The sequence below is a fragment of the Acinetobacter sp. AOR41_HL genome, from assembly GCF_027854645.1.
GTDB classification, from domain to species: Bacteria; Pseudomonadota; Gammaproteobacteria; order Pseudomonadales; family Moraxellaceae; genus Acinetobacter; species Acinetobacter nosocomialis.
Window position 1 is genome coordinate 81,890 of sequence record NZ_JAKTHZ010000017.1, and the last position, 23,555, is coordinate 105,444.

General features: G+C 38.9%; 26 protein-coding genes. 7 read left to right on the forward strand and 19 right to left on the reverse strand.

The window, feature by feature from the left end; genetic code table 11:
- Positions 1-27 precede the first annotated feature (27 nt).
- Together MKL35_RS04440 and MKL35_RS04445 are read right to left on the reverse strand one after the other, a co-directional pair.
- Positions 28-804, reverse strand: a complete 777-nt coding sequence (locus MKL35_RS04440) for a TrmH family RNA methyltransferase (protein ID WP_032011935.1) — start codon at positions 802-804, stop codon at positions 28-30.
- 57 nt (positions 805-861) lie between these two features.
- Positions 862-1,833, reverse strand: a complete 972-nt coding sequence (locus MKL35_RS04445) for a class 1 fructose-bisphosphatase (RefSeq protein WP_025466205.1) — start codon at positions 1,831-1,833, stop codon at positions 862-864.
- A 182-nt stretch (positions 1,834-2,015) separates the two neighbouring features.
- Between MKL35_RS04445 and MKL35_RS04450 the strand changes: the two genes are divergently transcribed.
- A complete protein-coding gene (locus tag MKL35_RS04450; protein WP_002052586.1) occupies positions 2,016-2,204 on the forward strand; it encodes an NF038105 family protein in 189 nt (62 codons plus the stop codon).
- A 53-nt stretch (positions 2,205-2,257) separates the two neighbouring features.
- Here the strand turns inward: MKL35_RS04450 and pal are convergent, their stop codons facing one another.
- The 10 genes from pal to MKL35_RS04500 form a co-directional block, all read right to left on the reverse strand.
- The gene (gene pal / locus MKL35_RS04455) at positions 2,258-2,821 is read right to left on the reverse strand and encodes a peptidoglycan-associated lipoprotein Pal (protein WP_002052670.1); all 564 of its coding nucleotides are present in this window, start codon (positions 2,819-2,821) and stop codon (positions 2,258-2,260) included.
- Between the two features lie 27 nt (positions 2,822-2,848).
- On the reverse strand, positions 2,849-4,129 hold the full coding sequence (gene tolB / locus MKL35_RS04460) for a Tol-Pal system beta propeller repeat protein TolB (RefSeq protein WP_002052600.1): 1,281 nt from the start codon (positions 4,127-4,129) through the stop codon (positions 2,849-2,851).
- A 90-nt stretch (positions 4,130-4,219) separates the two neighbouring features.
- Positions 4,220-5,623: a cell envelope integrity protein TolA gene (gene tolA / locus MKL35_RS04465; protein ID WP_270912920.1), complete on the reverse strand. Its 1,404-nt coding sequence runs from the start codon at positions 5,621-5,623 to the stop codon at positions 4,220-4,222.
- Positions 5,624-5,626: 3 nt separating this feature from the next.
- Positions 5,627-6,079 carry a protein TolR gene (gene tolR, locus MKL35_RS04470; protein ID WP_002052868.1) on the reverse strand — a complete coding sequence of 151 codons (453 nt, stop codon included), beginning with the start codon at positions 6,077-6,079 and terminating at the stop codon, positions 5,627-5,629.
- Positions 6,079-6,777: a protein TolQ gene (gene tolQ, locus MKL35_RS04475; protein ID WP_002052880.1), complete on the reverse strand. Its 699-nt coding sequence runs from the start codon at positions 6,775-6,777 to the stop codon at positions 6,079-6,081. The genes tolR and tolQ overlap by 1 nt, the downstream gene beginning before the upstream one ends.
- A gap of 24 nt (positions 6,778-6,801) precedes the next feature.
- A complete protein-coding gene (gene ybgC / locus MKL35_RS04480) occupies positions 6,802-7,209 on the reverse strand; it encodes a tol-pal system-associated acyl-CoA thioesterase (protein WP_002052673.1) in 408 nt (135 codons plus the stop codon).
- A 209-nt stretch (positions 7,210-7,418) separates the two neighbouring features.
- Complete coding sequence (locus MKL35_RS04485; RefSeq protein ID WP_106479648.1) at positions 7,419-8,753, reverse strand: M20 family metallopeptidase; 1,335 nt, start codon at positions 8,751-8,753, stop codon at positions 7,419-7,421.
- 204 nt (positions 8,754-8,957) lie between these two features.
- Entirely contained in the window at positions 8,958-9,962 is a 1,005-nt protein-coding gene (gene ruvB / locus MKL35_RS04490) for a Holliday junction branch migration DNA helicase RuvB (RefSeq protein ID WP_002052424.1), read from the reverse strand.
- Between the two features lie 8 nt (positions 9,963-9,970).
- Positions 9,971-10,570 carry a Holliday junction branch migration protein RuvA gene (ruvA, locus tag MKL35_RS04495; protein WP_004707498.1) on the reverse strand — a complete coding sequence of 200 codons (600 nt, stop codon included), beginning with the start codon at positions 10,568-10,570 and terminating at the stop codon, positions 9,971-9,973.
- Between the two features lie 91 nt (positions 10,571-10,661).
- Complete coding sequence (locus MKL35_RS04500; protein ID WP_032011932.1) at positions 10,662-12,002, reverse strand: deoxyguanosinetriphosphate triphosphohydrolase; 1,341 nt, start codon at positions 12,000-12,002, stop codon at positions 10,662-10,664.
- Between the two features lie 309 nt (positions 12,003-12,311).
- On the opposite strand from MKL35_RS04500, the gene purL reads away from it, so the two are divergent.
- The 3 genes from purL to MKL35_RS04515 all read left to right on the forward strand — a co-directional run bounded on the left by purL (position 12,312) and on the right by MKL35_RS04515 (position 18,040).
- Positions 12,312-16,145, forward strand: coding sequence for a phosphoribosylformylglycinamidine synthase (purL, locus tag MKL35_RS04505; protein ID WP_032011931.1), 3,834 nt, complete (start codon positions 12,312-12,314; stop codon positions 16,143-16,145).
- Between the two features lie 82 nt (positions 16,146-16,227).
- Positions 16,228-17,442, forward strand: a complete 1,215-nt coding sequence (locus MKL35_RS04510; protein WP_270912945.1) for a multidrug effflux MFS transporter — start codon at positions 16,228-16,230, stop codon at positions 17,440-17,442.
- A gap of 46 nt (positions 17,443-17,488) precedes the next feature.
- On the forward strand, positions 17,489-18,040 hold the full coding sequence (locus MKL35_RS04515) for a hypothetical protein (RefSeq protein ID WP_032011930.1): 552 nt from the start codon (positions 17,489-17,491) through the stop codon (positions 18,038-18,040).
- Here MKL35_RS04515 and MKL35_RS04520 read toward each other — a convergent pair.
- Positions 18,035-18,628 (reverse strand): DUF3885 domain-containing protein, encoded by a 594-nt coding sequence (locus MKL35_RS04520; RefSeq protein WP_031953089.1) that lies wholly within the window; start codon positions 18,626-18,628, stop codon positions 18,035-18,037. The genes MKL35_RS04515 and MKL35_RS04520 overlap by 6 nt on opposite strands.
- Positions 18,629-18,799: 171 nt before the next feature.
- Between MKL35_RS04520 and MKL35_RS04525 the strand changes: the two genes are divergently transcribed.
- Both MKL35_RS04525 and MKL35_RS04530 read left to right on the forward strand, forming a co-directional pair.
- Positions 18,800-18,925, forward strand: a complete 126-nt coding sequence (locus tag MKL35_RS04525) for a KGW motif small protein (RefSeq protein WP_000977276.1) — start codon at positions 18,800-18,802, stop codon at positions 18,923-18,925.
- Between the two features lie 68 nt (positions 18,926-18,993).
- On the forward strand, positions 18,994-19,311 hold the full coding sequence (locus MKL35_RS04530) for an NIF3 1 (RefSeq protein WP_004707506.1): 318 nt from the start codon (positions 18,994-18,996) through the stop codon (positions 19,309-19,311).
- Here MKL35_RS04530 and MKL35_RS04535 read toward each other — a convergent pair.
- Positions 19,308-20,108, reverse strand: a complete 801-nt coding sequence (locus MKL35_RS04535) for an enoyl-CoA hydratase (RefSeq protein ID WP_032011929.1) — start codon at positions 20,106-20,108, stop codon at positions 19,308-19,310. The two genes, MKL35_RS04530 and MKL35_RS04535, sit on opposite strands and share 4 nt — an antisense overlap.
- A 109-nt stretch (positions 20,109-20,217) precedes the next feature.
- On the opposite strand from MKL35_RS04535, the gene MKL35_RS04540 reads away from it, so the two are divergent.
- Positions 20,218-20,793, forward strand: coding sequence for a nicotinate-nicotinamide nucleotide adenylyltransferase (locus tag MKL35_RS04540; protein WP_004707509.1), 576 nt, complete (start codon positions 20,218-20,220; stop codon positions 20,791-20,793).
- A gap of 11 nt (positions 20,794-20,804) precedes the next feature.
- On the opposite strand, the gene MKL35_RS04545 is transcribed toward MKL35_RS04540, so the two are convergent.
- From MKL35_RS04545 to MKL35_RS04565, 5 genes are all read right to left on the reverse strand, one after another.
- Positions 20,805-21,167, reverse strand: a complete 363-nt coding sequence (locus MKL35_RS04545; protein ID WP_032011928.1) for a glyoxalase superfamily protein — start codon at positions 21,165-21,167, stop codon at positions 20,805-20,807.
- A gap of 11 nt (positions 21,168-21,178) precedes the next feature.
- Complete coding sequence (locus tag MKL35_RS04550) at positions 21,179-21,748, reverse strand: CAP domain-containing protein (protein WP_004707512.1); 570 nt, start codon at positions 21,746-21,748, stop codon at positions 21,179-21,181.
- 121 nt (positions 21,749-21,869) lie between these two features.
- Complete coding sequence (locus MKL35_RS04555) at positions 21,870-22,331, reverse strand: peroxiredoxin (protein ID WP_004707515.1); 462 nt, start codon at positions 22,329-22,331, stop codon at positions 21,870-21,872.
- A 17-nt stretch (positions 22,332-22,348) separates the two neighbouring features.
- Positions 22,349-23,035, reverse strand: coding sequence for a diphthine--ammonia ligase (locus tag MKL35_RS04560; protein ID WP_032011927.1), 687 nt, complete (start codon positions 23,033-23,035; stop codon positions 22,349-22,351).
- A 91-nt stretch (positions 23,036-23,126) separates the two neighbouring features.
- Positions 23,127-23,543, reverse strand: coding sequence for a hypothetical protein (locus tag MKL35_RS04565; protein WP_002052853.1), 417 nt, complete (start codon positions 23,541-23,543; stop codon positions 23,127-23,129).
- Between the last annotated feature and the right edge of the window lie 12 nt (positions 23,544-23,555).

Genomic DNA, 23,555 nt, shown 5'->3' on the forward strand with positions numbered 1-23,555 from the left:
ATGAGCGATGTAAAATAAATTAACGTTTTATTGGCGTTGGCGAACCATTTCAAAAAAACAAATTGATCCTGCAATTGCTACATTTAACGACTCTTGACCACCTGGTTGCGGTATTGTTACTGATTGTGCATGCTCTAAAGCGTAATCACTTGCGCCTTGTCCTTCGTTGCCTAAAATCCAAACACATGGTTTTGAAAGATCTTTTGAATAAAGACTAGTCGAGCGATGAGAGCTTGTAACGAAAACAGGAATATCGAATTTAGGAAGAATATCGGTCAATTGAAAGTTTTCAAAGCAAGACAGGCTAAAATGTGCGCCCATACCTGCTCTTAAAACACGTGGAGACCAAAGTGAGGCAGAGCCTTGTGTACAAATAATTTGTTTAATATTCGCTGCTGCTGCAGACCGTAATAATGTGCCTACGTTACCTGGGTCTTGTACATTTTCGAGAATTAGAGTGTCTACGTTATAGTCAATCGTTGATGCAGTTTTAGGCAAATCAATAATAGCTAAGCAAGGAAGGGTATTACCTAAAGTACTTAAATCCTTATATAAAACTTCGCTAATAATAAAGACATGACCCTGATGGAGCTCAATTATTTTCTTTAAATCGGGATGTTCTAAGGCTTGTTCAGTTGTAAACAAAGAAAAGAGTTTTTTCTGTTGTTGTAACCAAGCTAGGCAAAGGTGAGTACCTTCAAGAACCGTTTGTTGATGCTTTTTTCGGGCGCTATTGAGTTCAATTAAACCACGCAAATGTTTAATTTTTGCATTGTCTTTTGATTCTAAAAAAATAACCGCCATAAGGATATATCCAAAAGGGCGTCATCATACTATATGACGCCCTCTATAATTTAATTATTAATGATAGCTTGTTACGCGTTCAACTTCGTTTTTAGAACCGATAATTACCGGAACACGTTGGTGAAGCTCTGTTGGTTCAATATCTAAAATACGAACACGGCCTGTAGTTGATGAACCACCTGCTTGTTCAATGAGCATACTCATTGGGTTAGCTTCATACATTAGACGTAAACGACCAGCTTTTTTCGGATCTTTTAAGTCATATGGATAAAGGAAGATACCACCACGGCATAAAATACGGTGAATATCACCCACCATACATGCTACCCAACGCATATTGAAATCTTTTTCACGTACAGATGTTTTACCTGCAAGTAACTCTTCAATATATTGTTTCACTGGTTGTTCCCAATGACGCTGGTTAGATGCGTTAATTGCAAATTCTTGAGTATCTGCTGATACTTGAACATTCTCTGTAGTAAGTAAGAATGTTTGAGTTTCTGGATCTAAAGTAAAGAAAGCTACACCATTTCCAACTGTTAAAGCCATCATTGTTGATGGGCCATATAACACATAACCAGCAGCGACTTGTTGAGTACCTGCTTGCATGAAATCTTGCGCTTGTGTAACTGCATTTTTTGCAGGAAGAATCGAGAAGATTGTTCCTACGCACATGTTGATATCAATATTACTTGAACCATCTAATGGGTCGAATAGTACCAAGTATTCGCCGTTTTCTTGCGCAGGTGTAAAATCATCAAGTTCTTCAGATGCAAGACCACCTACGTGAGGATGAACTTTTAAAGCATCAATTAAATAGTCATTAGAAATCACATCAAGTTTTTTCTGTGTTTCACCTTGAACATTTTCATTACCTGCACTACCTAAAATTCCAGCCAATGCACCTTTTTGTAGGGCTTGGTCAATGGTTTTACAAGTCGTCGCAATCGTGTCGATAACTTGGGCCAACTCAGGTGTAAGGTTCCCTTTTTCTTGTTGTAAAAATTGGGACAATGTGAGGTTGGACATAAAAAAACGCTCCTGTGCGCAAGCATCAAAATGAGTCAAATAAATACGTGGCATATTCTAGATGAGAATGCCGGAAAATAAAAATTATCTTACTTTATTTGTGTTGCATTTATGCTTACAAGCCCCATTTTACGTGGTATGTTGTTTGCATAGCAAAGGAATGTATATTTAGGAGAATCGAAATGACAACTAAGAAGTTTGATGCGACCCCAACGGCAGGTGAACCAATCAATTTAGAAGAAATTTCGAAAGAAAGTGTTCAGGAGGCTTGGAAAGATTATGAAGCAAAACCTGAATATAAAGCTTTTAATAAGCACGATTTGATTGAGTCAATGCAACATTCAGAAGAAGAGGAAAATAAATCTTCTTAAATTAAGAATGCAAAAATAAACGCCCATATTTGGGCGTTTATTTTTTAGATGTTTTATTTTAATAGGGGAGGAACCGCTTCATAGTTAATTTCAACACGGCGGTTTTCTTTCCATGCTGATTCGTCATGTCCTGGATTAACTGGCGCTTCTTTACCATAACTTACCGCTTCAAGTTGCTGTGGATTTACACCACTTGTAATAAGGTAACTTTGAACGGCTTTTGCACGACGCTCACCTAAAGCCATGTTGTATTCACGCGTACCGCGCTCATCTGTATGACCAGTTAATGCAACTTTTGAGTTTGCATTGGCCATGAGGAATTGAGCATGGGCTTGAAGAGTTTGATAGTCTTCAGCAGATAAATCACTACTGTCGTAATCAAAGTGAACAACACGTTTAGCTAAAGCAGCTTTATTTGCCTCAGTTACACCTTTTGATGAAGCACCTGCCAAATTTTGGGCATTTAATGCAGCATCTTCACTTAAACCTGTTGTGTTTACGGTGCTTGGGTTTGTAGTACCAGCATTTGCAGTCGTTGCTGGTTTACGGCTCGCACAACCTGTCATGACAAGCGCTACACTAAGTAGAGGAAAAGCCAAATATTTGATTGATTTCATCATCATCTCCATCAATGGAAGAAAAAGTTATTTAGGTGCCCAGGCTGGTTCACGTACTTCACCTTGCTCACTCGGTAAATTCATACGGAAACGACCATCAGTGGACATGATAGACAGTAAACCACGGTTTCCTTCACGAGTTGCGTAAACCACCATTTGCCCATTTGGTGAGAAACTTGGTGATTCATCTAAACTGGTTGGGGTAAGAATATTGACAATGCCTGTATTAATATCTTGGATAGCAACTTTATAGTTACTGCCACTTGGTCGATGCACCAGCGCAATTTTTTTACCATCTGCACTTAAAGTTCCACGAGCATTAAACGACCCTTTAAATGTTAAACGTTTTACTGAGCCATCTCCAAAATCATAGCGATAAATTTGAGGAGAGCCTCCACGGTCAGATGTGAAAATAAAAGCTTTTCCATCTGGTGTATAACGTGCTTCTGTATCAATGCCTGAGTCATTTGTCATACGTTTGACTTGGCGAGTTGATAAATCCATTTGATAAATTTCAGGGTTACCATTCATCGATGCTGTAAATAGCATTGATTTACCATCTGGGGAAAAGCTTGGTGCACCATTTAAGCCTTTAAAGCTAGTCAGTACTTCACGTGTTCCTGTAGAGAGATCTTGTAAGTAAATTGCTGGGCGTTTAGTTTCAAAAGAAACATAAGCAATTTTTTTAGCGTCCGGAGTCCATGCCGGAGACAAAATCGGGTCGCGTGAAGAGAGAACAGTTTTTGGTTGTTCACCATCTGTATCAGCAATTTGTAAGGTGTAACGTTCCGCTGGGGTTGCGGGATTACGTAGTACATAGGCAATACGACCACTAAAATCACCTGCAATACCAGTCAATGCTTGATAAATAGCGTCACTTACCATATGTCCTGCTTGGCGCACACGTGAAGCAGGGACATTTAGCAATTCATTCAAAAGATATTGCTGTTTTTGCACATCATAAAGCTGGTAATGAACTTCAAACCCATCAGCCGTTTGCTTAATTTGTCCAGTAACAACATATGGAATACCAGCAGCTTGCCAATCAGATGCTTGAATCTGATTAATTGCAGCATTTGCAGGTAAATTTTTTGATGAACTTGTAAAGCGGCCTGAACGGTTTAAGTCAGTCTCAACAATAGGGTAGAGACCATTGTCATTATTAAATGGAACAATAGCGATTTTTGGCGCCTGATCAGGTGCTTTTGCAATTTCTAAATGTAATTGAGCAAAGGCAGCTGTCGGTGCAAGAGGACTTAATGCTGTAAGCAACGTTAAGGCTAGAAGGTGTTTGCGGGTCGTTTTCATAGGTTTAAAGTCATTGAAGGCATTTTTGTGACTGTGGATTTTGTAACATAGTTACATGCCTTAAACTATTTAAAGCATGTAACAATATACTTATTTTGCAGTAAATGTTGAACTGAATGACCTTGCTTCACGTCGAGCATCAGGATCGGATGGCATTGGGTAAGGTGCAGCAGAACGAATCGCAGCTTCAACACTCGCTTTAACATCTGGGTTGCTAGAGCTAACAACAACTGATAATACAGTTCCACTATCGCTCAAAGTGACACGCGCAGTTGCTTTCTGACCCGATGTTCCTGCTGGGATATCCCAAGCATTTCGAATTTTCTGTTCAAAATCACGCTTCGCTGAAGATGCAATTTTTTTGGCTTCACCCTTTTTCTGTGCAGCTTCTTCCTGTGCTTTTTTGGCAGATGCAGCTTTTTCTTCTGCCTCAGCCTCAGCTTTACGCTTAGCATCTTCAGCCGCTTTTTGCTGTTTGGCTTTCGCATCAGCTTCAGCTTTACGCTTAGCATCTTCAGCCGCTTTCTGCTTTTTAGCCTTCGCGTCAGCTTCAGCTTTATGCTTAGCCTCTTCAGCCGCTTTTTGCTGTTTGGCTTTTGCGTCAGCTTCAGCTTTATGCTTAGCCTCTTCAGCCGCTTTTTGCTGTTTGGCTTTTGCATCAGCTTCAGCTTTACGCTTAGCCTCTTCAGCCGCTTTCTGCTTTTGGGCCTTCGCATCAGCTTCAGCTTTACGCTTGGCTTCCTCAGCTACTTTCTGCTGTTTAACTTTCGCATCTTCAGCCGCTTTACGTTTAGCATCTTCAGCCGCTTTGTTGCGGGCTTCATGTTTAGCTTTTGCCTCAGCTTCAGCTTTACGTTTTGCTTCTTGCTGTGCCTGAAGTTTTGCATTTTCTGCTTCACGTTTTAGTTTTGCGTCAGCCTCAGCTTTACGTTTGGCTTCCTCAGCAGCTTTGCGAGCTTCACTTTGTTCATGTTTAGTTTTTGCTTCAGCTTCAGCTTTACGCTTTTGTTCAGCTTCAACTTTTGCAGCTTTCGCTTCAGCTTGACGCTTAGCTTCAGCCTGCTGTTTTTGAGCTTCCTCTAAACGTTGTTGTTCCGCAGCTTGCTTCGCTTTAGCAGCTTCTTCAGTTTTACGTTTTTCCTCAGCTAATTTTGCTTGCTCAGCTTTTTGCTTTTGGGCAACCAGATGTTGTGCTGTTGATGGAGGAGGTGGCACTGGTGCTGCTGGAATATTTTGAGGAACATTTTCATCCACAATCGGACTTAAAACTTCTTCAGCCTGATTTTCTGCTGTGGTTTGTTGCTCAACTTCTTTTGCTAAAGGCGGTGGTAAATCTTCTGGCTTAACTAAAATAGTCGTCAGCTTTTTTGGCTGTTCAGGTGGTTTACTCAAGCCTAAAAAAAGCAAGCCGACAATAGCAATTGCATGAACTCCAAGTGTGAAGCCCAATGCAATTGCATTTTGTTTAAAAGGAGGCTTTTGATTTTTGTTCATAGCTTATTTTAAAGGCTCTGTCAGAAGGCCAACTTGCGTTAAACCTGCTTCTTGTAAACTTGCCATCAATGATACGACTTCGCCATAAGGACGAGATTTATCACCATTCACTAAAACCGTAAGCTGTTTGTTTTCTTGTTCAGCTTGCTTTTGTGCTTCACTTAAAACAGATTCAAGTTTTTCACGAGAAAGTGGTTCGTTATCTTTGTAGTCTTGATATTGAAGATAAATATTGCCGTCTTTACCAATGGTTACCATGGCTGGCATATCTTTGGATTCAATTGGACGATTATTTGCCTGCGGTAAATCAACTTTAATACCGCTAGTAATCATGGGAGCAGTCACCATGAAAATGACTAAAAGCACAAGCATTACATCGATATAAGGGACGACGTTCATGTCACTTTTTAATGGTTTTTTTATGCGCTCAAAGCGCCCTGAACGTTGAATAGCCATTATGCATCTTCCTGTGATGAACCCACAGATTGACGTTGCAATAAAGCAATCATTTCTTCGGCAAATAGTGCACGGTCAGAGTAGACGCTTTCACCTTTAGCCGTAAAGTGGTTAAAAGCTAATACCGCAGGAATTGCAGCAAATAAACCAATAGCAGTTGCAATAAGCGCTTCAGCAATACCCGGCGCAACTGTTGCTAAAGTCACTTGATCAACGGCAGCCAAACCGATAAAGGCATTCATGATTCCCCAAACTGTACCGAATAAACCGATATATGGAGCAACAGAACCGATACTTGCTAGAGTACCTAGGCCATATTCAAGAGTACCCTGATCACGACTTAAACCTACACGTAAAATACGCTCGGTGCCTTCGATCGTTTGAGAGGTAGACGCGTTACGCTTTTTAAGTTTGAAAAACTCACTCAGTCCTTGATAAAAGATATCCTCAAGGCCTGAGCGTTTTGAATTGAGTTGTGCGTTGTTATAGAGCGTATTAAGTTCAGCACCAGACCAGAACATTTTTTGGAAATGTTCATCACCTTGACGTGCTTTTTTATAACCCATATGTAACTTGGCAATTAAGTACCAACTAAAGATTGATGCTAACAATAAAATTAGCATGACCAATTGGACGACTGGACTTGCTTGTAAGATAAGGTCAGAAATATGCAGGGTTGATTCAATGTTTGTTGCCATAGTTACATATGCCGGTTGCTTTTTTTAGTCTTGTTCCAATTCTTTACGAATAAGATCACGTATTTCTTCAGGAAGGCGACGTGGCATCATTTCTTTACTTAAACATGCCAATTCAACCTCGCCAGAAGCAAGCAAGATTTCACCACGATAAATATTTTGTTGCAACACAAATGACGCAGCTTTACATGAAACTACACGTGCTGTAACAGTAATTAAGTCATCCATTAAAATAGGACGCATGTATTTCACATCAATTTTATGAACAACAAAGTTGTAATCTTTTTGACGCCAGTAATGGTCAACACCAGCAGCACGGAGCCATTCTGTACGGGTACGTTCCATATAGCGAATGTGGTTGGCATGGTAAACAATACCACCTGCGTCCGTATCTTCGATATAAACACGAATGTTGAATTCAAAATGATTCGCCATGAGAGTATTCCGTTTTAGTTCACTATAGAGCTTTATATTTAAAATATGACTGCTGAATAAAACATCAGTTCTATCTCAAGTCATACATCTGCTTTTAAATACGGGGCAGTTTAGCAGATTGCATACTAAGTCCTATGGCACAACCTTTCAATTGCGATGGCTGTCTTTGTTGTCTAAAACGGTACCCTCTATGCAAGCATATTGTTAAGTTAAGACTGTTTCCACGCAGCCTGAACTTGTTTAGCTATATTGGGATAATCGAATACAAATCTTATATGCAGCTCAATTCCTGTTTTTAAGGCCTTATCATCTACAATAAAATAGGGACTATGATTTGGTGCAGCTTGAGTTAAATCATGATTTTCTGGTGTTGCACCCAAGAAAATAAAAAATGAGGGCATTAATTTGCCATAATAGGCAAAATCTTCACTTGCGCTTGCATTATGATCCAAAACATGAAGTTTTGAGTCTCCAACAACCTTGAGTAATGTTGGTTGAATAAGTTGAGTCAGTGCTTTGTCATTCATTGTTACGGGAGCATAGGGCGCAATTTCAACTTTGGCAGTCACATCATTGGCTTGAGCATTATGCTCTATCATGGCTGGTAAACTTTTTAAGATATTCGCCCGTATCTGTTCGTTATTAGAACGAATAGTCCCCACCATATTAACTTGTTCAGGAATTATATTTCCTGCTGTGCCACCCTGAATATTACCAATGCTCACTACACCCATACCTTTGGTGAGATCAGTCCTTCGGCTAATAAGGCTTTGTAAATTATTAATCATTTGTGCCGATGCATAAATTGGATCTCTACCTAACCAAGGGGTAGAGCCATGTACTTGCTTGCCGTTGACTTGGATACGTAAATGATCTGCACTATTTAAAATAGCACCGTCTTTATAATAAAGATGTCCACTTTGCATACCAGATATGACATGTATGCCAAAAATGGCTTCAGGTTTATAGTCTCTAAATGCTCCATCTGCGATCATTTTTCTTGATCCGATTTGATCACCTTGCGTGAAATTGTCTATATCTGCTCCACCTTCTTCAGCGGGTTGAAAAACAAAGACAACGGTACCTGATATTTTATCTTTATTGGCAGCCAGAATTTTTGCAGCCCCTAATAACATTGCAGTGTGCGCATCATGTCCACAAGCATGCATTACATAGGTTTCTTTACCTTGGTAAATTGCTTTTTGTTTACTTGCAAATGGCACACCACTTTTTTCTTCCATAGGTAGTGCATCCATATCGGCTCTAAGCGCAATAATAGGGCCGGGTTTATTTCCTTTTAAAATACCTACAACCCCTGTTTTGGCATAACCCGTTTTGACTTGAATGCCATAAGACTTTAATTCTTTTTGAACAAGTGCAGATGTTTTAAATTCCATATTGCCAAGTTCAGGATTTTGATGAATATGTTGTCTTAACTGAATGACCTGATTTTCATTTTGTTGTGCAGCATCTTTGATCCAATCTGCTAGGCTCAGTTGACTCATTAAGGCGAATGGCAGAAGTAAAGCGGCTTTTTTGTACATGTCCTTATCCTAAAAATATTATTGTTCATAAGATTTAATATCTAGATTTCTTATAATTCAGTTTTTAAAAATATTAAAAAATCAATAAGGTATAAATAAAGACTTAAAAGGTATAGAGTAATTAACTTATTGATAAGACAGTTATTATTTGAGTTAAAAAGAATAGTTAAATTAAAAAAGGAAGAGAAAATTCTCTTCCTTTGATTAGTTTTTAGGCTCAGGGGGCGTCATTCCAAACTGTAAATAAGATTGGTTGGTTGCTATACGACCTCGTGCGGTACGCATGACATAACCTTGTTGAATTAAATAAGGTTCAATCACGTCTTCAAGTGTACCGCTGTCTTCAGCCATGGCAGCTGCAAGCGCTTCAACTCCAGCAGGACCGCCATCAAAACGCTCGAGTAACATACTCAAATAACGACGGTCTAGGGTATCTAGACCAGCTTTATCAACATTGAGCATATCAAGCGCACGTTGTGCCATTTCATGAGTCACTTCACCCGTACCTTTTACTTGTGCATAGTCTCGAACACGTCGTAATAAACGGTTGGCAATACGTGGAGTACCGCGTGAGCGACGAGCTACTTCTTCTGCACCTTCAACTGTAATTGGTACATCCATGAGGTTTGCAGAACGTGACACGATATGAGTTAGGTCTTCTACAGAGTAAAACTCAAGACGCTGCACAATACCAAAACGGTCGCGTAGAGGTGAGGTGAGTAAGCCGGCACGTGTGGTGGCAGCAACGAGCGTAAAAGGTGGTAAATCTAGTTTAATTGAACGAGCAGCAGGGCCTTCACCAATCATGATATCGAGTTGGTAATCTTCCATTGCCGGATACAGAATTTCTTCAATCACTGGAGAAAGACGGTGAATTTCATCAATAAATAGAACATCGCCTTCTTCAAGGTTGGTGAGCATTGCAGCCAAATCACCCGCACGCTCTAAAACAGGCCCTGAAGTGGATTTGAGATTGCCACCCATTTCACGCGCAATAATATTGGCAAGCGTGGTTTTTCCTAAGCCCGGTGGACCGAAAATCAGTGTGTGATCGAGTGCTTCACCACGACCCCGAGCCGCACCGATGAAAATTTCCATTTGCTCGCGTACAACTGGCTGTCCAATATAATCGGCAAGTGAAGTCGGTCGAATAGCCCGATCAAAATGATCTTCAGGTTTTTCTGTTCCACTGATTAGACGGTCTTGCATAAATGTATTTACTTCATCATTGATTTAAGAGCAGCACGAATAATATCGGCTGATTCAGTGTAATCGGCTTTAACCGCAGCTACAGCTTTTTGTGCTTCAAGTGGTTTATAACCTAAAGACTGTAATGCTGCTTCTGCTTCAGCAACTGGAGAGTTCGCAGCAAATTGAATTTGAGGCATGGTAGCCACAGTTGAAGTGCCTTGAGCCAAGGTTTTGAAACGGTCACGTAGTTCAATCATTAAACGTTCAGCCGTTTTTTTACCTACGCCTGGAACTTTGACCAAAGTGTTTACATCGTCATGTTCAATTGTGTGTACTAGCAATTCAACACTTAAAGTAGAGAGAATACCTAATGCCATTTTCGGGCCAACACCATTTACTTTTAATAAGGTGCGGAAAATTGTTTTCTCTTGAGCATCACTAAAACCATAAAGCTGCTGAGCATCTTCGCGGACGACCAAATGCGTCCATAGCGTAACTTTCTGGCCTTTTTGTAATTGGCAAAATGTTGAAAGTGGCGTATCAATTTCATAGCCCACACCATTTACATTCAGTAAGACAGTTGGGGCTTCTAGGGCAAACACTTCGCCAATTAAACATCCGATCATAGCGTAATTTCACTTATTCATAACTGTAAATCTGGTCGTTCTAAATGTATTAAAACGACACTAGCTGTATTTCTTTCTATATTAAGGCAACTTAAAACAAGCCGATTTTATTACCTTGTAGCTCTTGCGCCAAGCTATAAGCCTGATGATCTGAAAACTTACTAATAATATCGAGTACCTGCATGATATTGTTGTAGTGGTTGTTGCTAAAGCGTGCACCGTATAAATGGAGAATAGACATTAAACGTTGCTCTTTAAAGCTTAAAGATTTATGCGGCATGGTTAATGGTACAAATGCATCAAGAATAGTTTGCAAACTTTGATGAGCAATAATTTCTAAACCAGACTTTTGTGGATGTTCAAATATTTTTTCACGTGCCAGATTTTTGGCTGTTTCAATTCCTTTAGCAATATCAGGTGAGCAGTATTGTAAAAGGTTACCTTGAAGCTGACCCGTAATAATTTCATACTGATGCTTAGCAAAAGCTGTTGTGACTTCATCGACCAAACGTTTCATAACACGGCCACGTAATGCCGAAATTTTTTGTTGCCATGTACTGCTCGGCTGTGACAACTCTTCAGGTTGACCATAATCTGCAATTAAGTTCAGAAAAATCGGTTCAACTTCTTGATAGTGCAGCATATTTAAAATAATGCCATCTTCTAAGTCGATGAGGGCATAGCAAATATCATCTGCTGCTTCTAATAAATAGGTGAGTGGATGGCGGCAGTAGTGATATTCACCTAATTGAATGAGACCAAGCTGTTCAGCAATTTGTTTTAAAATTTCTTTTTCAGACTGATAACAACCAAATTTCGCCCGTTGGTGAGAGGGACGATCGCCTTGGGAAGCAATTGTTTTTGAAAGCCAAGGATATTTTAAATAAGCGCCTAAGGTCGCGTAAGTTAAACGCATGCCTCCATCATCTGGATGATAGTCAATACGGGTTAATAGGCGTAAACCTTGAGCATTACCTTCAAACTGACGAACATCGGCTTCTTCTTCGGGCGTCAATTTTTTTAGAAAATCATTATGTGAGGCATCGTCAAACCATTCACGAATCGCATACTCGCCGGCATGACCGAAGGGTGGGTTGCCAATATCATGAGCAAGGCAGGCTGCTTGAATGATTGCACCGACATCGGCAGGAGAAATCCAAACGGGCAATTCATCTTTTATTTTTTCGGCTGCCAGCATGCCCATGGAACGGCCAATACAGGAAACCTCAAGGGAGTGAGTTAAACGGGTATGGATACCGTCATGCTGTGCTAAAGGGTGAACTTGGGTCTTACGGTTTAACTGACGAAAACTTTGTGAAAATATAATGCGGTCATAATCTTTATGAAATGGGCTACGAGCCAGCTCTGTACTGCTTTTTTTACTGCCTAAACGAACCGCAGAAAGCAGTTCTAACCAACGCATTTGTTCCATTTATCATTATTCAAAACTATAAAGCCTGATCATGCCAAAAAAAACTTAAAAGCACTAGCGTGGTGCGACATAGTTTGTCTTAGTTCAGGTTTTATTATGTTATTGAATAAACATGAAACAATTTATTTTGAGTGAGAATGATTAAAAAAATGATTTTGAACAAAAAACACGTCACTTCTTGCAGAATTAGGTTACAGAATACTGATTCTACATCTAGCTGATTTTAGCAAGACACAGTAGAATATGCGCTCTCTCTAAAGTCACATTGCGGTAAGGTTCACAAGACCTGCCCGTGGAGCCAAAATCAACATGTTTATCGTGGCCGGTGCAGCAGCACATTCTTCTTTTAAGAAAGCTCAACTATTAACACGTTTATCGTCAATTAGTTCTGTTCAATCTTTTGACAGCCAATGGGTCTATTTGTTTGATCAAGCGCTCAACGAGCAGCAACATCAATCTGCTTTGCAATTATTAAATGACGGTGAGTCTTTTGAACTTCGTCAACCTGCAAATGATGAGATTCAGATTTTAGTGACACCACGTGTGGGAACTATTTCACCTTGGTCTTCTAAAGCAACTGACATTTTCAAAAACTGTAATACGCCAGTTCACCGTTTAGAACGTGGTCTTTTATTTACGTTAAAAGGTGTTTCTGAAATTTCTAATGAAGTAAAACAAGTACTTCATGACCGTATGACTGAAACTGTTTTTGCACAAATTGAAGATGCAAAAGCACTATTTTCAGAAACAGCACCAAAACCTTTAAATTCAATTGATATTTTAGGTCAAGGTAAAGAAGCATTAGTAAAAGCCAACAACGAATTTGGTTTTGCTTTATCTGAACAAGAAATTGATTATTTAACAGAAGCATTTACTCGACTTGGTCGTAACCCAAATGACATCGAGTTAATGATGTTTGCACAAGCAAACTCTGAACATTGTCGTCATAAAATCTTCGGTTCTGAATGGACAATTGATGGTGAAAAACAACCATTATCATTGTTCCAAATGATTAAAAACACTTATAAAGAATCACCAACTGACGTGTTATCGGCATATAAAGATAACGCTTCTGTAATTGTTGGTTATGACACTATGCGTTTTTATCCGAAAGCAGATGAAAACGGTCATTTTGTTTACAAATATAAGAGCCAGGCTGCTCACATTTTAATGAAGGTTGAAACGCACAACCACCCAACAGCAATTTCTCCATTTGCTGGTGCAGCAACAGGTTCAGGTGGTGAAATCCGTGATGAAGGTGCAACTGGTCGTGGTGGTAAACCAAAAGCGGGTTTAACAGGCTTTACAGTTTCTAACTTAAATATTCCTGGTTTTGAACAACCTTGGGAAGAAAACTACGGTAAACCTTCACGTATGGCATCGCCATTACAAATTATGATTGAAGGTCCATTAGGTGGCGCGGCATTTAACAATGAATTTGGCCGTCCTGCATTAAATGGTTATTTCCGTACTTTCGAACAAAACGTAAATGGTGAAGTGAAGGGCTTCCATAAGCCAATCATGATTGCTGGTGGTTACGGTAACATCCGTCCTGACCATGTAGAAAAAGATGCGATTCAACCGGGTGACCTGCTCATTGTATTGGGTGGTCCTGCGATGTTAATCGGTCTTGGTGGTGGTGCAGCCTCTTCTGTAGATAGCGGCACAATGGGTGAAAGCCTTGATTTCGCATCTGTACAACGTGAAAACCCAGAAATGGAACGCCGTTGTCAAGAAGTGATTGATACATGCTGGCGTTTAGAAGACTTCAACCCAATCGTATCTATTCATGACGTAGGTGCAGGTGGTTTATCAAATGCAATGCCTGAGCTTGTAAACGACCACGAGTTAGGTGCAGTTCTTAACCTTCGTAAGATTCCTTCATTAGAGCCGGGCATGAGCCCAATGGAAATCTGGTCAAATGAAGCACAAGAGCGTTATGTTCTTGCAATTCGTCCAGAGTCTTTAGAACAGTTCGAATCAATCTGTGCTCGTGAACGTTGTCCGTTTGCCGTGTTAGGTGAAGCAACTGAAGCTCGTCACTTAACTGTTGAAGATCCATTGTTCCAAAACAACGCAGTTGATATCCCAATGCAAGTGATGCTTGGTGGTACACCGCGTATGCAACGTTCTTATGAAACAATTGAACGTAAAGGTAACGAATTTGACGCTTCAAAAGTTGATTTGAAAGATGCCATTTTCCGTGTATTGAAAAATCCTACAGTTGCATCTAAGTCATTCTTGATCACCATTGGTGACCGTTCAATTACAGGTATGGTTGCACGTGACCAAATGGTTGGTCGTTGGCAGATTCCTGTTGCAGATGCAGCAGTAACGACTACAAGCCTACAAGGCTTCACTGGTGAAGCAATGGCAATGGGGGAGCGTCCGCCAGTTGCATTGCTGAATCCAGCAGCGTCTGCTCGTTTGGCAGTTGCTGAAGCAATTACCAATATTGCATGTGCAAACATTGAACAAATTAGCGATATCAAACTTTCAGCAAACTGGATGGCTGCTGCTGGTCAAAAAGGTGAAGACCAAGCATTGTTTGAAGGTGTGAAAGCGATTGGTATGGAAATGTGTCCTGCTTTAGGAATTGCGATTCCTGTAGGTAAAGACTCACTTTCAATGCGTACCACTTGGAATGAAAACGGCGAAGATAAAGCTGTAACATCTCCAATGACTGGTGTAATTACTGCATTTGCTCCAGTAGCTGATGTTCGTAAGACTTTAACGCCTGAACTTAAGAATTTAGAAGATTCAGTACTTGTACGTATTGATTTATCTAAAGGTCAGTTCCGTTTAGGTGGTTCGATTCTTGCGCAAGTATATAAAGCAATTGGTTCAGTCACTCCAGATGTTGATAGTTTTGATGATTTCAAAGCGTTCTTTGCTTTAATTCAAGACTGGAATAACCGTGGCTTGATTCAAGCTTACCACGACATCGGTGATGGTGGTTTACTTGCAACTGTAGCTGAAATGATGTTTGCTTCACGTTTAGGTGTAGCATTAGAGAACCAAACTACTGCGGGCTTATTTGCAGAAGAAATTGGTGCAGTAGTTCAAATCAAAGCAGCTGATTGGGAAGCTTTACAAGCAGAAGTTGCTGCTTCTAGCTTAAAAGATGCAATTGCTGTAGTTGGTCGTGTAAATAACACCGATCAATTATCTGTAAATGGCTTAACTTTAGAGCGTGCAGAGTTACAACAAGCTTGGTCTGAAGTATCTCATCAGATCCAACGTTTACGTGATAACGTTGAAACTGCTGACCAAGAATTTGCTTTAATTACTGATAAATCACATCAAGGTTTAATTGCAAAACCTACATTTGATTTAAATGAACCTATTGAAGCGCCGTTTATTAATAGCCGTCGTCCTAATATGGCAATCTTGCGTGAGCAGGGTGTAAACGGTCATATTGAAATGGCAGCAGCTTTCGACAAAGTTGGCTTTAATACGATTGACGTGCACATGAGTGATTTACTTGCTGGTCGTGTAAGCCTAAGTGATTTCGAAGGCTTGGTAACTTGTGGTGGTTTCTCTTACGGTGACGTAATGGGTGCTGGCGGTGGCTGGGCAAAATCAGTTCTGTTTAATGCAAAATTACGTGATCAATTCGAGCAATTCTTCCACCGTGAAGGTACGTTTAGCTTAGGTATCTGTAATGGTTGCCAAATGTTGTCACAATTAGCACCGCTTATTCCGGGTGCTGAACACTGGCCACGTTTCCACCGTAATATGTCAGAAGTTTTTGAAGCGCGTAGCGTAAACGTTCGTGTTGAAAAATCTGTTTCTGTATTACTAGATGGTATGGAAGGTTCGATTTTACCGATTGCTGTAGCACATGGTGAAGGCCGTGCAGTTGCTAGCGAAGCTGATATTGCAAGCTTAAATGCAGCGAATCAAGTTGCATTGCGTTATGTTGATAGTCACGGTAACCCGACTCAACATTATCCATTGAACCCGAACGGTTCGCCGGAAGCGATTACTGGCGTAACATCTAAAGACGGTCGTGCAACGATTATGATGCCGCACCCAGAGCGTACCTTCCGAGCAATTCAACACTCTTGGAGTCCAGAAGAGTGGACTGAAGACGGTGCATGGTTACGTATGTTCCGTAATGCACGTAAGTTTATTGGTTAATATAAAAATTGAAATAAGCCACCGTCAGGTGGCTTATTTGTATGTAGTACAATGTGAATAAAATAAATAGTAGAGAAGAAAAATGAATTCAAAAATCCATTTCCGTGAGTTTGCACTTCTGATGGCATTACTCATGTCTATTGTTTCTTTTTCGATAGATGCAGTTTTACCTGCCTTAGGTGAGATTGGACGAGTTTTTGACTTAAAAAATAATAATCAGACACAGTGGGTCATCATTGGTATTTTTTCCGGTATGACAATAGGTCAGCTTATAGCGGGACCGCTATCCGATGCAATCGGCCGTAAGCGCATTTTATTTACCGGTATCATCATTTACTTTTTGGGAAGTTTATTGTGCTTTACCACACAAAGTTTTGAATGGTTTTTAGTAGGACGCTTCATTCAAGGTATTGGGGTTTCTGGGCCTTATGTTGCTTCTATTTCAATTGTTAGAGATAAATACAGCGGTGCTCAAATGGCCCGTATTATGTCTTTAATCATGATGGTCTTTATGGTTGCTCCTGCGATTGCACCAAGTCTGGGGCAGCTTATTATTCATTTCTTTGGTTGGCGTGATATTTTTGTTTTATACATGGCGTATGCGCTAGTCGTTGGGGCATGGCTCGCTCTACGATTAGAAGAGACACTACTTCCTGAAAAACGTTTACCTATGCGTTTACAAGCATTTCAAGAGGGCTTTAAAGAGGTAGTGAGTAATAAAACCACCATGAGCTATTTGCTATGTGCAGGCTTTTGTTTTGGTGGATTTATTGGTTACTTAGGAACTTCTCAACAAATTTTTATGCAGCAATTTGGTAAAACTGGGCAAGAATTTAGTGCCTATTTTGCTGTGCTTGCTGGTGTAATGGGCATTGCTTCATTTACCAATTCTAAAATTGTCATGAAATTTGGTATGCGTCCAATCTGTATTTATGGATTTCTCGGTCTTTGCTTAATTTCAGTCATTTTCTTAGGGATTCAACTTATAGGTGTGACTGTAGCATTTTGGATGTTCATGCTTTACGCCTGCATTCTGTTCTTATTATTTGGAACTCTATTTGGTAATTTAAATGCGATTGCAATGGAGCCAATGGGGCATGTTGCCGGCATGGCATCGGCTATTATTGGTGCAGCGTCCTCCGTTTTGTCACTTATTCTTGCCTCTATTATTGGGCAATTATATAACGGCACATTAATTCCAATGACTTGCGGTTTTGTCATTTTATGTGGTTTAGCATTTATGATGACCGTATATGAGAAGAGGCAGTTAAAGATTGTAGATAATGCAAATCTTTGATTAATTATGATAAAAGTTTTATTTCTATATTATTGTCTTTAGATAAATGAAGAAAAGATTATTAGATACAGCAACTGTATTACTAGATAAGTTTGTTAATCGTTATCATGATTGTGAGGGTTTTTGGGCAATCGGTGTTTTGTATACACATTGTTTTTCACTAGGTGAGTTTTCCTTAACATTTGATCTATTAAATCGTAACTCTTTCATAAATGATGAATTTTTGAAGCAAGTAAATAATAAATTCTCGAGCTATCTAGATGATTATTTAGCAATTCATAAGAAAAAAAGAGAGGATTTGATTGAGGCCGTCATAAAAATTGCATTTGATAAAGATCATAAAATATCAGCAGGTACTTTATATGGTGATTATTTCCAGGTTAGAGTAATTCTTGTTGATTCATATACAAGAACTTTTTCAAGATACAATGATGGATATTGTGTGGCTCATACTCATTGGATAAAGCAAAGAAATTATATAGATTCATTACCAATAGAAGATCATCCACTCATAGGGAATTGTAATTTCTCATTAAATCTATCTCCAAAATCTTTAGAGATTACAGATGTGTTATTTAATATTCCTAAAGTTCTATAATCCATCAGCTCTTGGTGAAAGCCAATCTTGATACTTATTTATTAACTCATTCCTTTTGGCGTCATTAAAGATGATAAGATCAATGCCACCATCATATGGAGCAATAATTATATTTTGCTCAAAAGAAATCATAAAGGCTCGAACCTCATCGTTGGCGATCTTTTTTAATAAATCATTGTGTTCATTTTTTTTCCAAATTTCATTGATGGAGTACGGTCTATAGAAATGATCTTCTTCGTCATCATCATAATATTCGGGATTAGCTTGTGTTAGATTTATTTCTTTTTCTGGATGAAATTCGTATTTGAGCCTTAAAGTTGGATCATATATTTTATTATTATCGCTTTGGCTGAAATAATGACCGGTAACAATAAAAATAGAAGCATTAGAATCGAAACAGTCATCAATAATTTGATTATGACGATTTAATAATAATTCATATTCTGCAGGTGTATCTGCATATCTTTTTGATTCTGGAAGGCTATGAATTCGGAACCAAAATTGTGAAAAATATTGTCGAAAATAATGTGAAATTGGAAGTTTATTCGGATAAAAAAACTTCCATTGATTTATGAATGAATTAGTCATTTTCTTTTTAGCCTGAATATTTGTTAACATGTTATTTGATAAGTTACACAAAAAACAATTTAATAAGAAAAATATTTCGATGGTTAAGGTAAATTTATATTAAATTATACTTTAAGGAAGTTGGTTCAATTTTTGCTTTCTCTGTAACAACGATAAAAATCGGAGATCAAAATGATGAAAAACAAAAATCACATAAGAACGATGTACACAAGAGATAAAGGTTGGCGCTTATTTGGCTTGGCGCTTGCCATACAAATACTTTTTATTGGAGCAAATTATCTAGCAATGATGAGCTGACTTTGATTCGTGGTCTTCTTAAAAGGTATGATTTAAAGCAAATTTACTAGTTTTGAGTCATTCTATTCATGTTAAAGCTGATTTATTACGTACCTGAGTCACATCTTGAGTCGACTAAAGAGTCTATATTTGCGGCCGGAGCAGGTGGGATAGGGAACTATGAACAATGTGCTTGGCAAGTTAAAGGAATAGGGCAATTCAAGCCAGTTAAAGGAGCTGATCCTTATATTGGAGAGCTAGGTGAACTTGAGCAAGTTGACGAATGGCGTGTTGAAACGATTGTGCTTGAAGAAAAGGCAAATGCAGTAGCAAAAGCATTAAAGGCAAGCCATCCTTACGAAGAGCCTGCCTTTGAGTTTATTCAAATCATAGAAGTTGATTTTTAATTAAACTGTGAAAAGTCCGGTTTACGTTTTTGCATAAATGCCTGCACAGCTTCTAGCATTTCTGGTGATTGAACGCGTTGCATAAAGATTTCTGCTTCATGGTCAATACATTCAATAATCTGATCTAAATCATGTTTCATTAATGCTTTGGTTTGTTTTAATGAAGCAAGTGGTAAAGCTGTTAAGTGTTGAGCAGTTGCCTGAGCAATTGAATAAGCATCTTCAACGATTTCATTCACTAAGCCAGCTTGTAGAGCAGTTTCTGCATTGAACTTTTTCGCAGTAAACAGTAGTTCAGCTGCTTTGTGATAACCGGCTTGTTTAACTAATAATTGACTTGCACCACCTTCAGGAGAAAGCCCAAGGCTAACAAAAGGAATTTGGAAGAGGGCCGTATTGTCGGCAAAAACGAGGTCTGCCTGTAATAGAATCGTAACGCCAATACCAATTGCCACGCCTTTTACTGCAATAATAAGCGGCTTTGATAATCTGGCAGCAGATTTAAGGAGTACAAATGGAGGAACTTGACCTGTTGGGCCAGCATTCGGATTTTGTACAAAACCCATGAAGTCTTTCATGTCATTACCAGCGGTAAAGTCATGTTCGGCACCACGTAGAACGACTACTCGTACATCTTTATTTTGGTCAGCTTCATCAAGTGCTTTGGCAATCCATAAATAAAGTTCGCCATATAATGCATTTTTTGCTTCTGGGCGATTTATGGCTAAGGTGAGTACGCCACCTTCTAAATTTGCTTGTAAATGTTGATGAGGTTGTTGAATACAGCTAAGTGTCATCGTACTATCCTTGCTTTAAACCACGTTGTTGATTTTTAGGTTCTCATTATGGCGCATATTTTTTGTAATAAGCGTAACTGGTGAGTTCATAAAAAGTGAAAAACTCATTATGTATACATTTGATTATCTCGTTTTTATAGGTCGTTTTCAGCCATTTCACTTGGCACATATGCAAACGATCGAAATCGCGCTACAACAAAGCCGTTATGTGATTTTGGCATTAGGTTCCGCTCAAATGGAACGTAATATTAAAAATCCGTTTCTCGCGATTGAACGAGAGCAAATGATTTTATCTAATTTTTCATTAGATGAGCAAAAGCGTATTCGATTTGTGCATGTTGTCGATGTTTATAATGATGAGAAATGGGTAAAACAAGTCAAATCACTGGTAAATGGCGTGATAGAGCCGAACTCAAAAGTTGGTTTAATTGGCCACTTTAAAGATGAGTCATCTTATTATTTAAGATTATTTCCAGAATGGGTAATGGTGGAGCTGGATAGTTTAAAAGACTCTATTTCAGCAACACCAATGCGTGAGGCGTATTATCGTGGTGAAATCCAAACGGAATTTTTCCCTGTTGGAACTATTCAATTTTTAGATGAATTTAAAAAAACACGTACTTACCAACAACTTCAACAACGTTTTGAGCAAGATGACCGCTCTAACTTAGATGAAATTGAGTAATTAAATATAGATTAAGCATCTGCCCAAAAGATAATTCGGTTGGAAAAAGGATCGGTAATACTGAGTTCCAGCGTTTCCCAATCTGTTTTTTCAACCTGAGGTTTAGAAAATTTATAATCTTTTTGACTGAGTTCACTATGTAACTCATAAATATGTTCCCAATAAATACGGATTGCGCTGTGCGGACTTGCATCTCCAAAATGTTCAGATAAATGAATGATGCAATCATCTTTGGAAATCTGTAAATACAGTGGAAAGTTGTCTTCAAACTGGTGTTGCCAATCGAGCTGAAATCCTAAAAACTCAAGGTAAAATGATTGAACTAAATCAACATCAAAAATTCTTAAAATTGGTGTAATAGAACCTGATTGCATCATTTTTCCTTTTAACGTGTACCAAATTGTTGAGTCCAATAGCTCTTTTGTTTACCTGTTTGGTCAGAAGCACAAGCAATTGCGTAAGTAGTGAATTTTGGATTCATTAAATTGCTACAGTGTAGGGGACTCGATAGCCATTTAGACATTACCTCATTTAAAGTTTTCTGCCCACTCGCGACATTTTCACCGTTGGCTTTACCAAGTGAATTATAAAGTTTTAATCGTGACTTTAGATCGAGGCCAGTCGAGCCAACATGCCCAAGAAAGTTATGTGTCGCCATATCTTCACTATGAGAAAGTGCGCCTTTATATAAATTATTATTCCAACTCAGCGGAGTGGTTGCGGAAAAATACTGCGGACCACATTGGCGTGATTGCTGACGAATTTGATTAATTGTATTAAGAATAGCTTGTTGGTAGGCAGGGTTTTGTAAATCTTGGCAGTTTATTTCTATAAATGATTTCTGAACTTGTGGTGTAGAAGAGCTCAGTGTAAGAGGCATGCTTGATGAGTTAACTGAGCAGGCAGCAGTAATAAGGCTACAAGGCAATAAAGTACAAACTTTTAGTAGATTCATAATAATGCTTGAGTTCGAATTATTTTAATATTTTTATCATACGCCAAATTAAAATATATGAGTAATTTTTGTACATGTGAAAAAGCGAGTCTTAAACCCGCTTTTTTGTTGCTCAAGCTTATTAAGCCGTTTGTAATGCTTTTAAGTCTTCTAAAACTTGTTCTGCATGTCCAGCAGCTTTTACTTTACGGTAGCTTTTAACTAAAGTTTTGTTATGGAAAATAAAAGTAGAGCGCTCGATACCCATTACTTTTTTTCCATACATATTCTTTTCTTTAATGACATCAAAGTGATTACAAAGCACTTCTTCTTTATCACTAATTAAATCAATAGTTAGAGCCTGTTTTTCTGTAAAGTTTTGGTGGGCTTTTACTGAGTCACGTGATACTCCAAAAATACGAGCACCCAAAGCATCAAACTGGTCTTTTAAACAAGAAAAACCGACAGCTTGTGTGGTACAGCCAGGAGTTGAGTCTTTAGGGTAGAAGTAAATAATCAGCCATTCATTATCGACTTCAGCCAAATTAACTCCGCCGTGTGTAGTTGGGAAAACCTGATTTGGCAGTTGAATATTTTCAGACATTTCTTATCCTTTAAAAGTTAAATTCGATCTAATTCAAGTGGTAGAAAAGCATATTCTTCATGATAAACAATATCGAGTTTTCTTACAGGAATAGCTTTGTTAAAAATTGGGCCGTCAATGACAGTGGTATGGAATTCGCCGCCCTCACCACATGTATCAATTCCGCGGTTTTCAAGTTCCTGTATATACTCTAGCGATAACACTTGACCTAAATCTTCTACCTTCATCCCGAGTTTAAGGTTTACGGTCACAATGATGCTCTGAAATCCAAGTTGAATAAACTCTTCAACAACTTCACGGTGAGGGCGTAGCCAAAGTGGCATGCCTAGTTTAAGTCCAACCATTTGAGTGACGCGATCATGCCAACAACCATGTTCAGGCATATCTAAGTCACCTGTAACCAGTACTTCTGCACCTTTTTGTTTAGCTTCATCCAATAAGTTAATGAATTTACTTTCATAGTCATTCCAACTAGATGAAGCCATAAACACGGGTAAGCCAATTGCTTTCGCTTGTGCTCGAATAATATCAAGTGGCATAGCATGGGAACGGGAGCGTTGGCCATGTTCTTCCAGCATAACGATTAAACCAATTACATTCCCAGTTCGCATTGCATCATACAGTGCAAGAGAACTGTCTTTACCTCCACTAAAGGAGACAATTGACTGTCTGTTATGTGCGTTGGTTTTCCATTGTTCTTGCATGGTTTATTTCGAATGATGAGGTCAGTGTCATTTTAACAGAGCTATAAAAAAAGCCTGTATAAATGCAGGCTTAATTTGGAGCAACAAAAGCTTATTTTTTAGGAGCTTGTTGTTGAGCTGCTTTCATCGCTTCTTCAGTTAATTTTTCAAGCTTAGTTGTTAACTGAGGACCGAAACATGCTTTAAGATCACGGTTTTGTTGTTGTACAAAAGCTAAAGAGCTTGGGCTTTTCTTCGCATTGATTGCGCTTTGGATTTCCCATTTTTGTGCTTCAGTCACTTTACCTTGTGCTTCCACTTGGCAGCTACAGAATTTGCTAACTTCAGCTGAGCTTAATTTACCGCCTTTTGCAGTTTGGTCTTTACAAACGTTGATTAATGCACCTTTAACGTTAGTGCTTTTATATGCTGCTTGAACTGGGTTATCAGCTGCATGAACTGAACCAGCCATAAGTGCAGCTGCTGAGAATAAAGATGAAAGAATAAGATTTGATTTTAACAACTTCATAAATTTTACCTA

Coding starts and splice junctions, on each gene's coding strand:
- MKL35_RS04440 (WP_032011935.1), bottom strand. CDS start 804: ATGGCGGTTATTTTTTTAGAATCAAAAGACAATGCAAAAATTAAACAT.
- MKL35_RS04445 (WP_025466205.1), bottom strand. CDS start 1,833: ATGTCCAACCTCACATTGTCCCAATTTTTACAACAAGAAAAAGGGAAC.
- MKL35_RS04450 (WP_002052586.1), top strand. CDS start 2,016: ATGACAACTAAGAAGTTTGATGCGACCCCAACGGCAGGTGAACCAATC.
- pal (WP_002052670.1), bottom strand. CDS start 2,821: ATGAAATCAATCAAATATTTGGCTTTTCCTCTACTTAGTGTAGCGCTT.
- tolB (WP_002052600.1), bottom strand. CDS start 4,129: ATGAAAACGACCCGCAAACACCTTCTAGCCTTAACGTTGCTTACAGCA.
- tolA (WP_270912920.1), bottom strand. CDS start 5,623: ATGAACAAAAATCAAAAGCCTCCTTTTAAACAAAATGCAATTGCATTG.
- tolR (WP_002052868.1), bottom strand. CDS start 6,079: ATGGCTATTCAACGTTCAGGGCGCTTTGAGCGCATAAAAAAACCATTA.
- tolQ (WP_002052880.1), bottom strand. CDS start 6,777: ATGGCAACAAACATTGAATCAACCCTGCATATTTCTGACCTTATCTTA.
- ybgC (WP_002052673.1), bottom strand. CDS start 7,209: ATGGCGAATCATTTTGAATTCAACATTCGTGTTTATATCGAAGATACG.
- MKL35_RS04485 (WP_106479648.1), bottom strand. CDS start 8,753: ATGTACAAAAAAGCCGCTTTACTTCTGCCATTCGCCTTAATGAGTCAA.
- ruvB (WP_002052424.1), bottom strand. CDS start 9,962: ATGCAAGACCGTCTAATCAGTGGAACAGAAAAACCTGAAGATCATTTT.
- ruvA (WP_004707498.1), bottom strand. CDS start 10,570: ATGATCGGATGTTTAATTGGCGAAGTGTTTGCCCTAGAAGCCCCAACT.
- MKL35_RS04500 (WP_032011932.1), bottom strand. CDS start 12,002: ATGGAACAAATGCGTTGGTTAGAACTGCTTTCTGCGGTTCGTTTAGGC.
- purL (WP_032011931.1), top strand. CDS start 12,312: ATGTTTATCGTGGCCGGTGCAGCAGCACATTCTTCTTTTAAGAAAGCT.
- MKL35_RS04510 (WP_270912945.1), top strand. CDS start 16,228: ATGAATTCAAAAATCCATTTCCGTGAGTTTGCACTTCTGATGGCATTA.
- MKL35_RS04515 (WP_032011930.1), top strand. CDS start 17,489: ATGAAGAAAAGATTATTAGATACAGCAACTGTATTACTAGATAAGTTT.
- MKL35_RS04520 (WP_031953089.1), bottom strand. CDS start 18,628: ATGACTAATTCATTCATAAATCAATGGAAGTTTTTTTATCCGAATAAA.
- MKL35_RS04525 (WP_000977276.1), top strand. CDS start 18,800: ATGATGAAAAACAAAAATCACATAAGAACGATGTACACAAGAGATAAA.
- MKL35_RS04530 (WP_004707506.1), top strand. CDS start 18,994: ATGTTAAAGCTGATTTATTACGTACCTGAGTCACATCTTGAGTCGACT.
- MKL35_RS04535 (WP_032011929.1), bottom strand. CDS start 20,108: ATGACACTTAGCTGTATTCAACAACCTCATCAACATTTACAAGCAAAT.
- MKL35_RS04540 (WP_004707509.1), top strand. CDS start 20,218: ATGTATACATTTGATTATCTCGTTTTTATAGGTCGTTTTCAGCCATTT.
- MKL35_RS04545 (WP_032011928.1), bottom strand. CDS start 21,167: ATGCAATCAGGTTCTATTACACCAATTTTAAGAATTTTTGATGTTGAT.
- MKL35_RS04550 (WP_004707512.1), bottom strand. CDS start 21,748: ATGAATCTACTAAAAGTTTGTACTTTATTGCCTTGTAGCCTTATTACT.
- MKL35_RS04555 (WP_004707515.1), bottom strand. CDS start 22,331: ATGTCTGAAAATATTCAACTGCCAAATCAGGTTTTCCCAACTACACAC.
- MKL35_RS04560 (WP_032011927.1), bottom strand. CDS start 23,035: ATGCAAGAACAATGGAAAACCAACGCACATAACAGACAGTCAATTGTC.
- MKL35_RS04565 (WP_002052853.1), bottom strand. CDS start 23,543: ATGAAGTTGTTAAAATCAAATCTTATTCTTTCATCTTTATTCTCAGCA.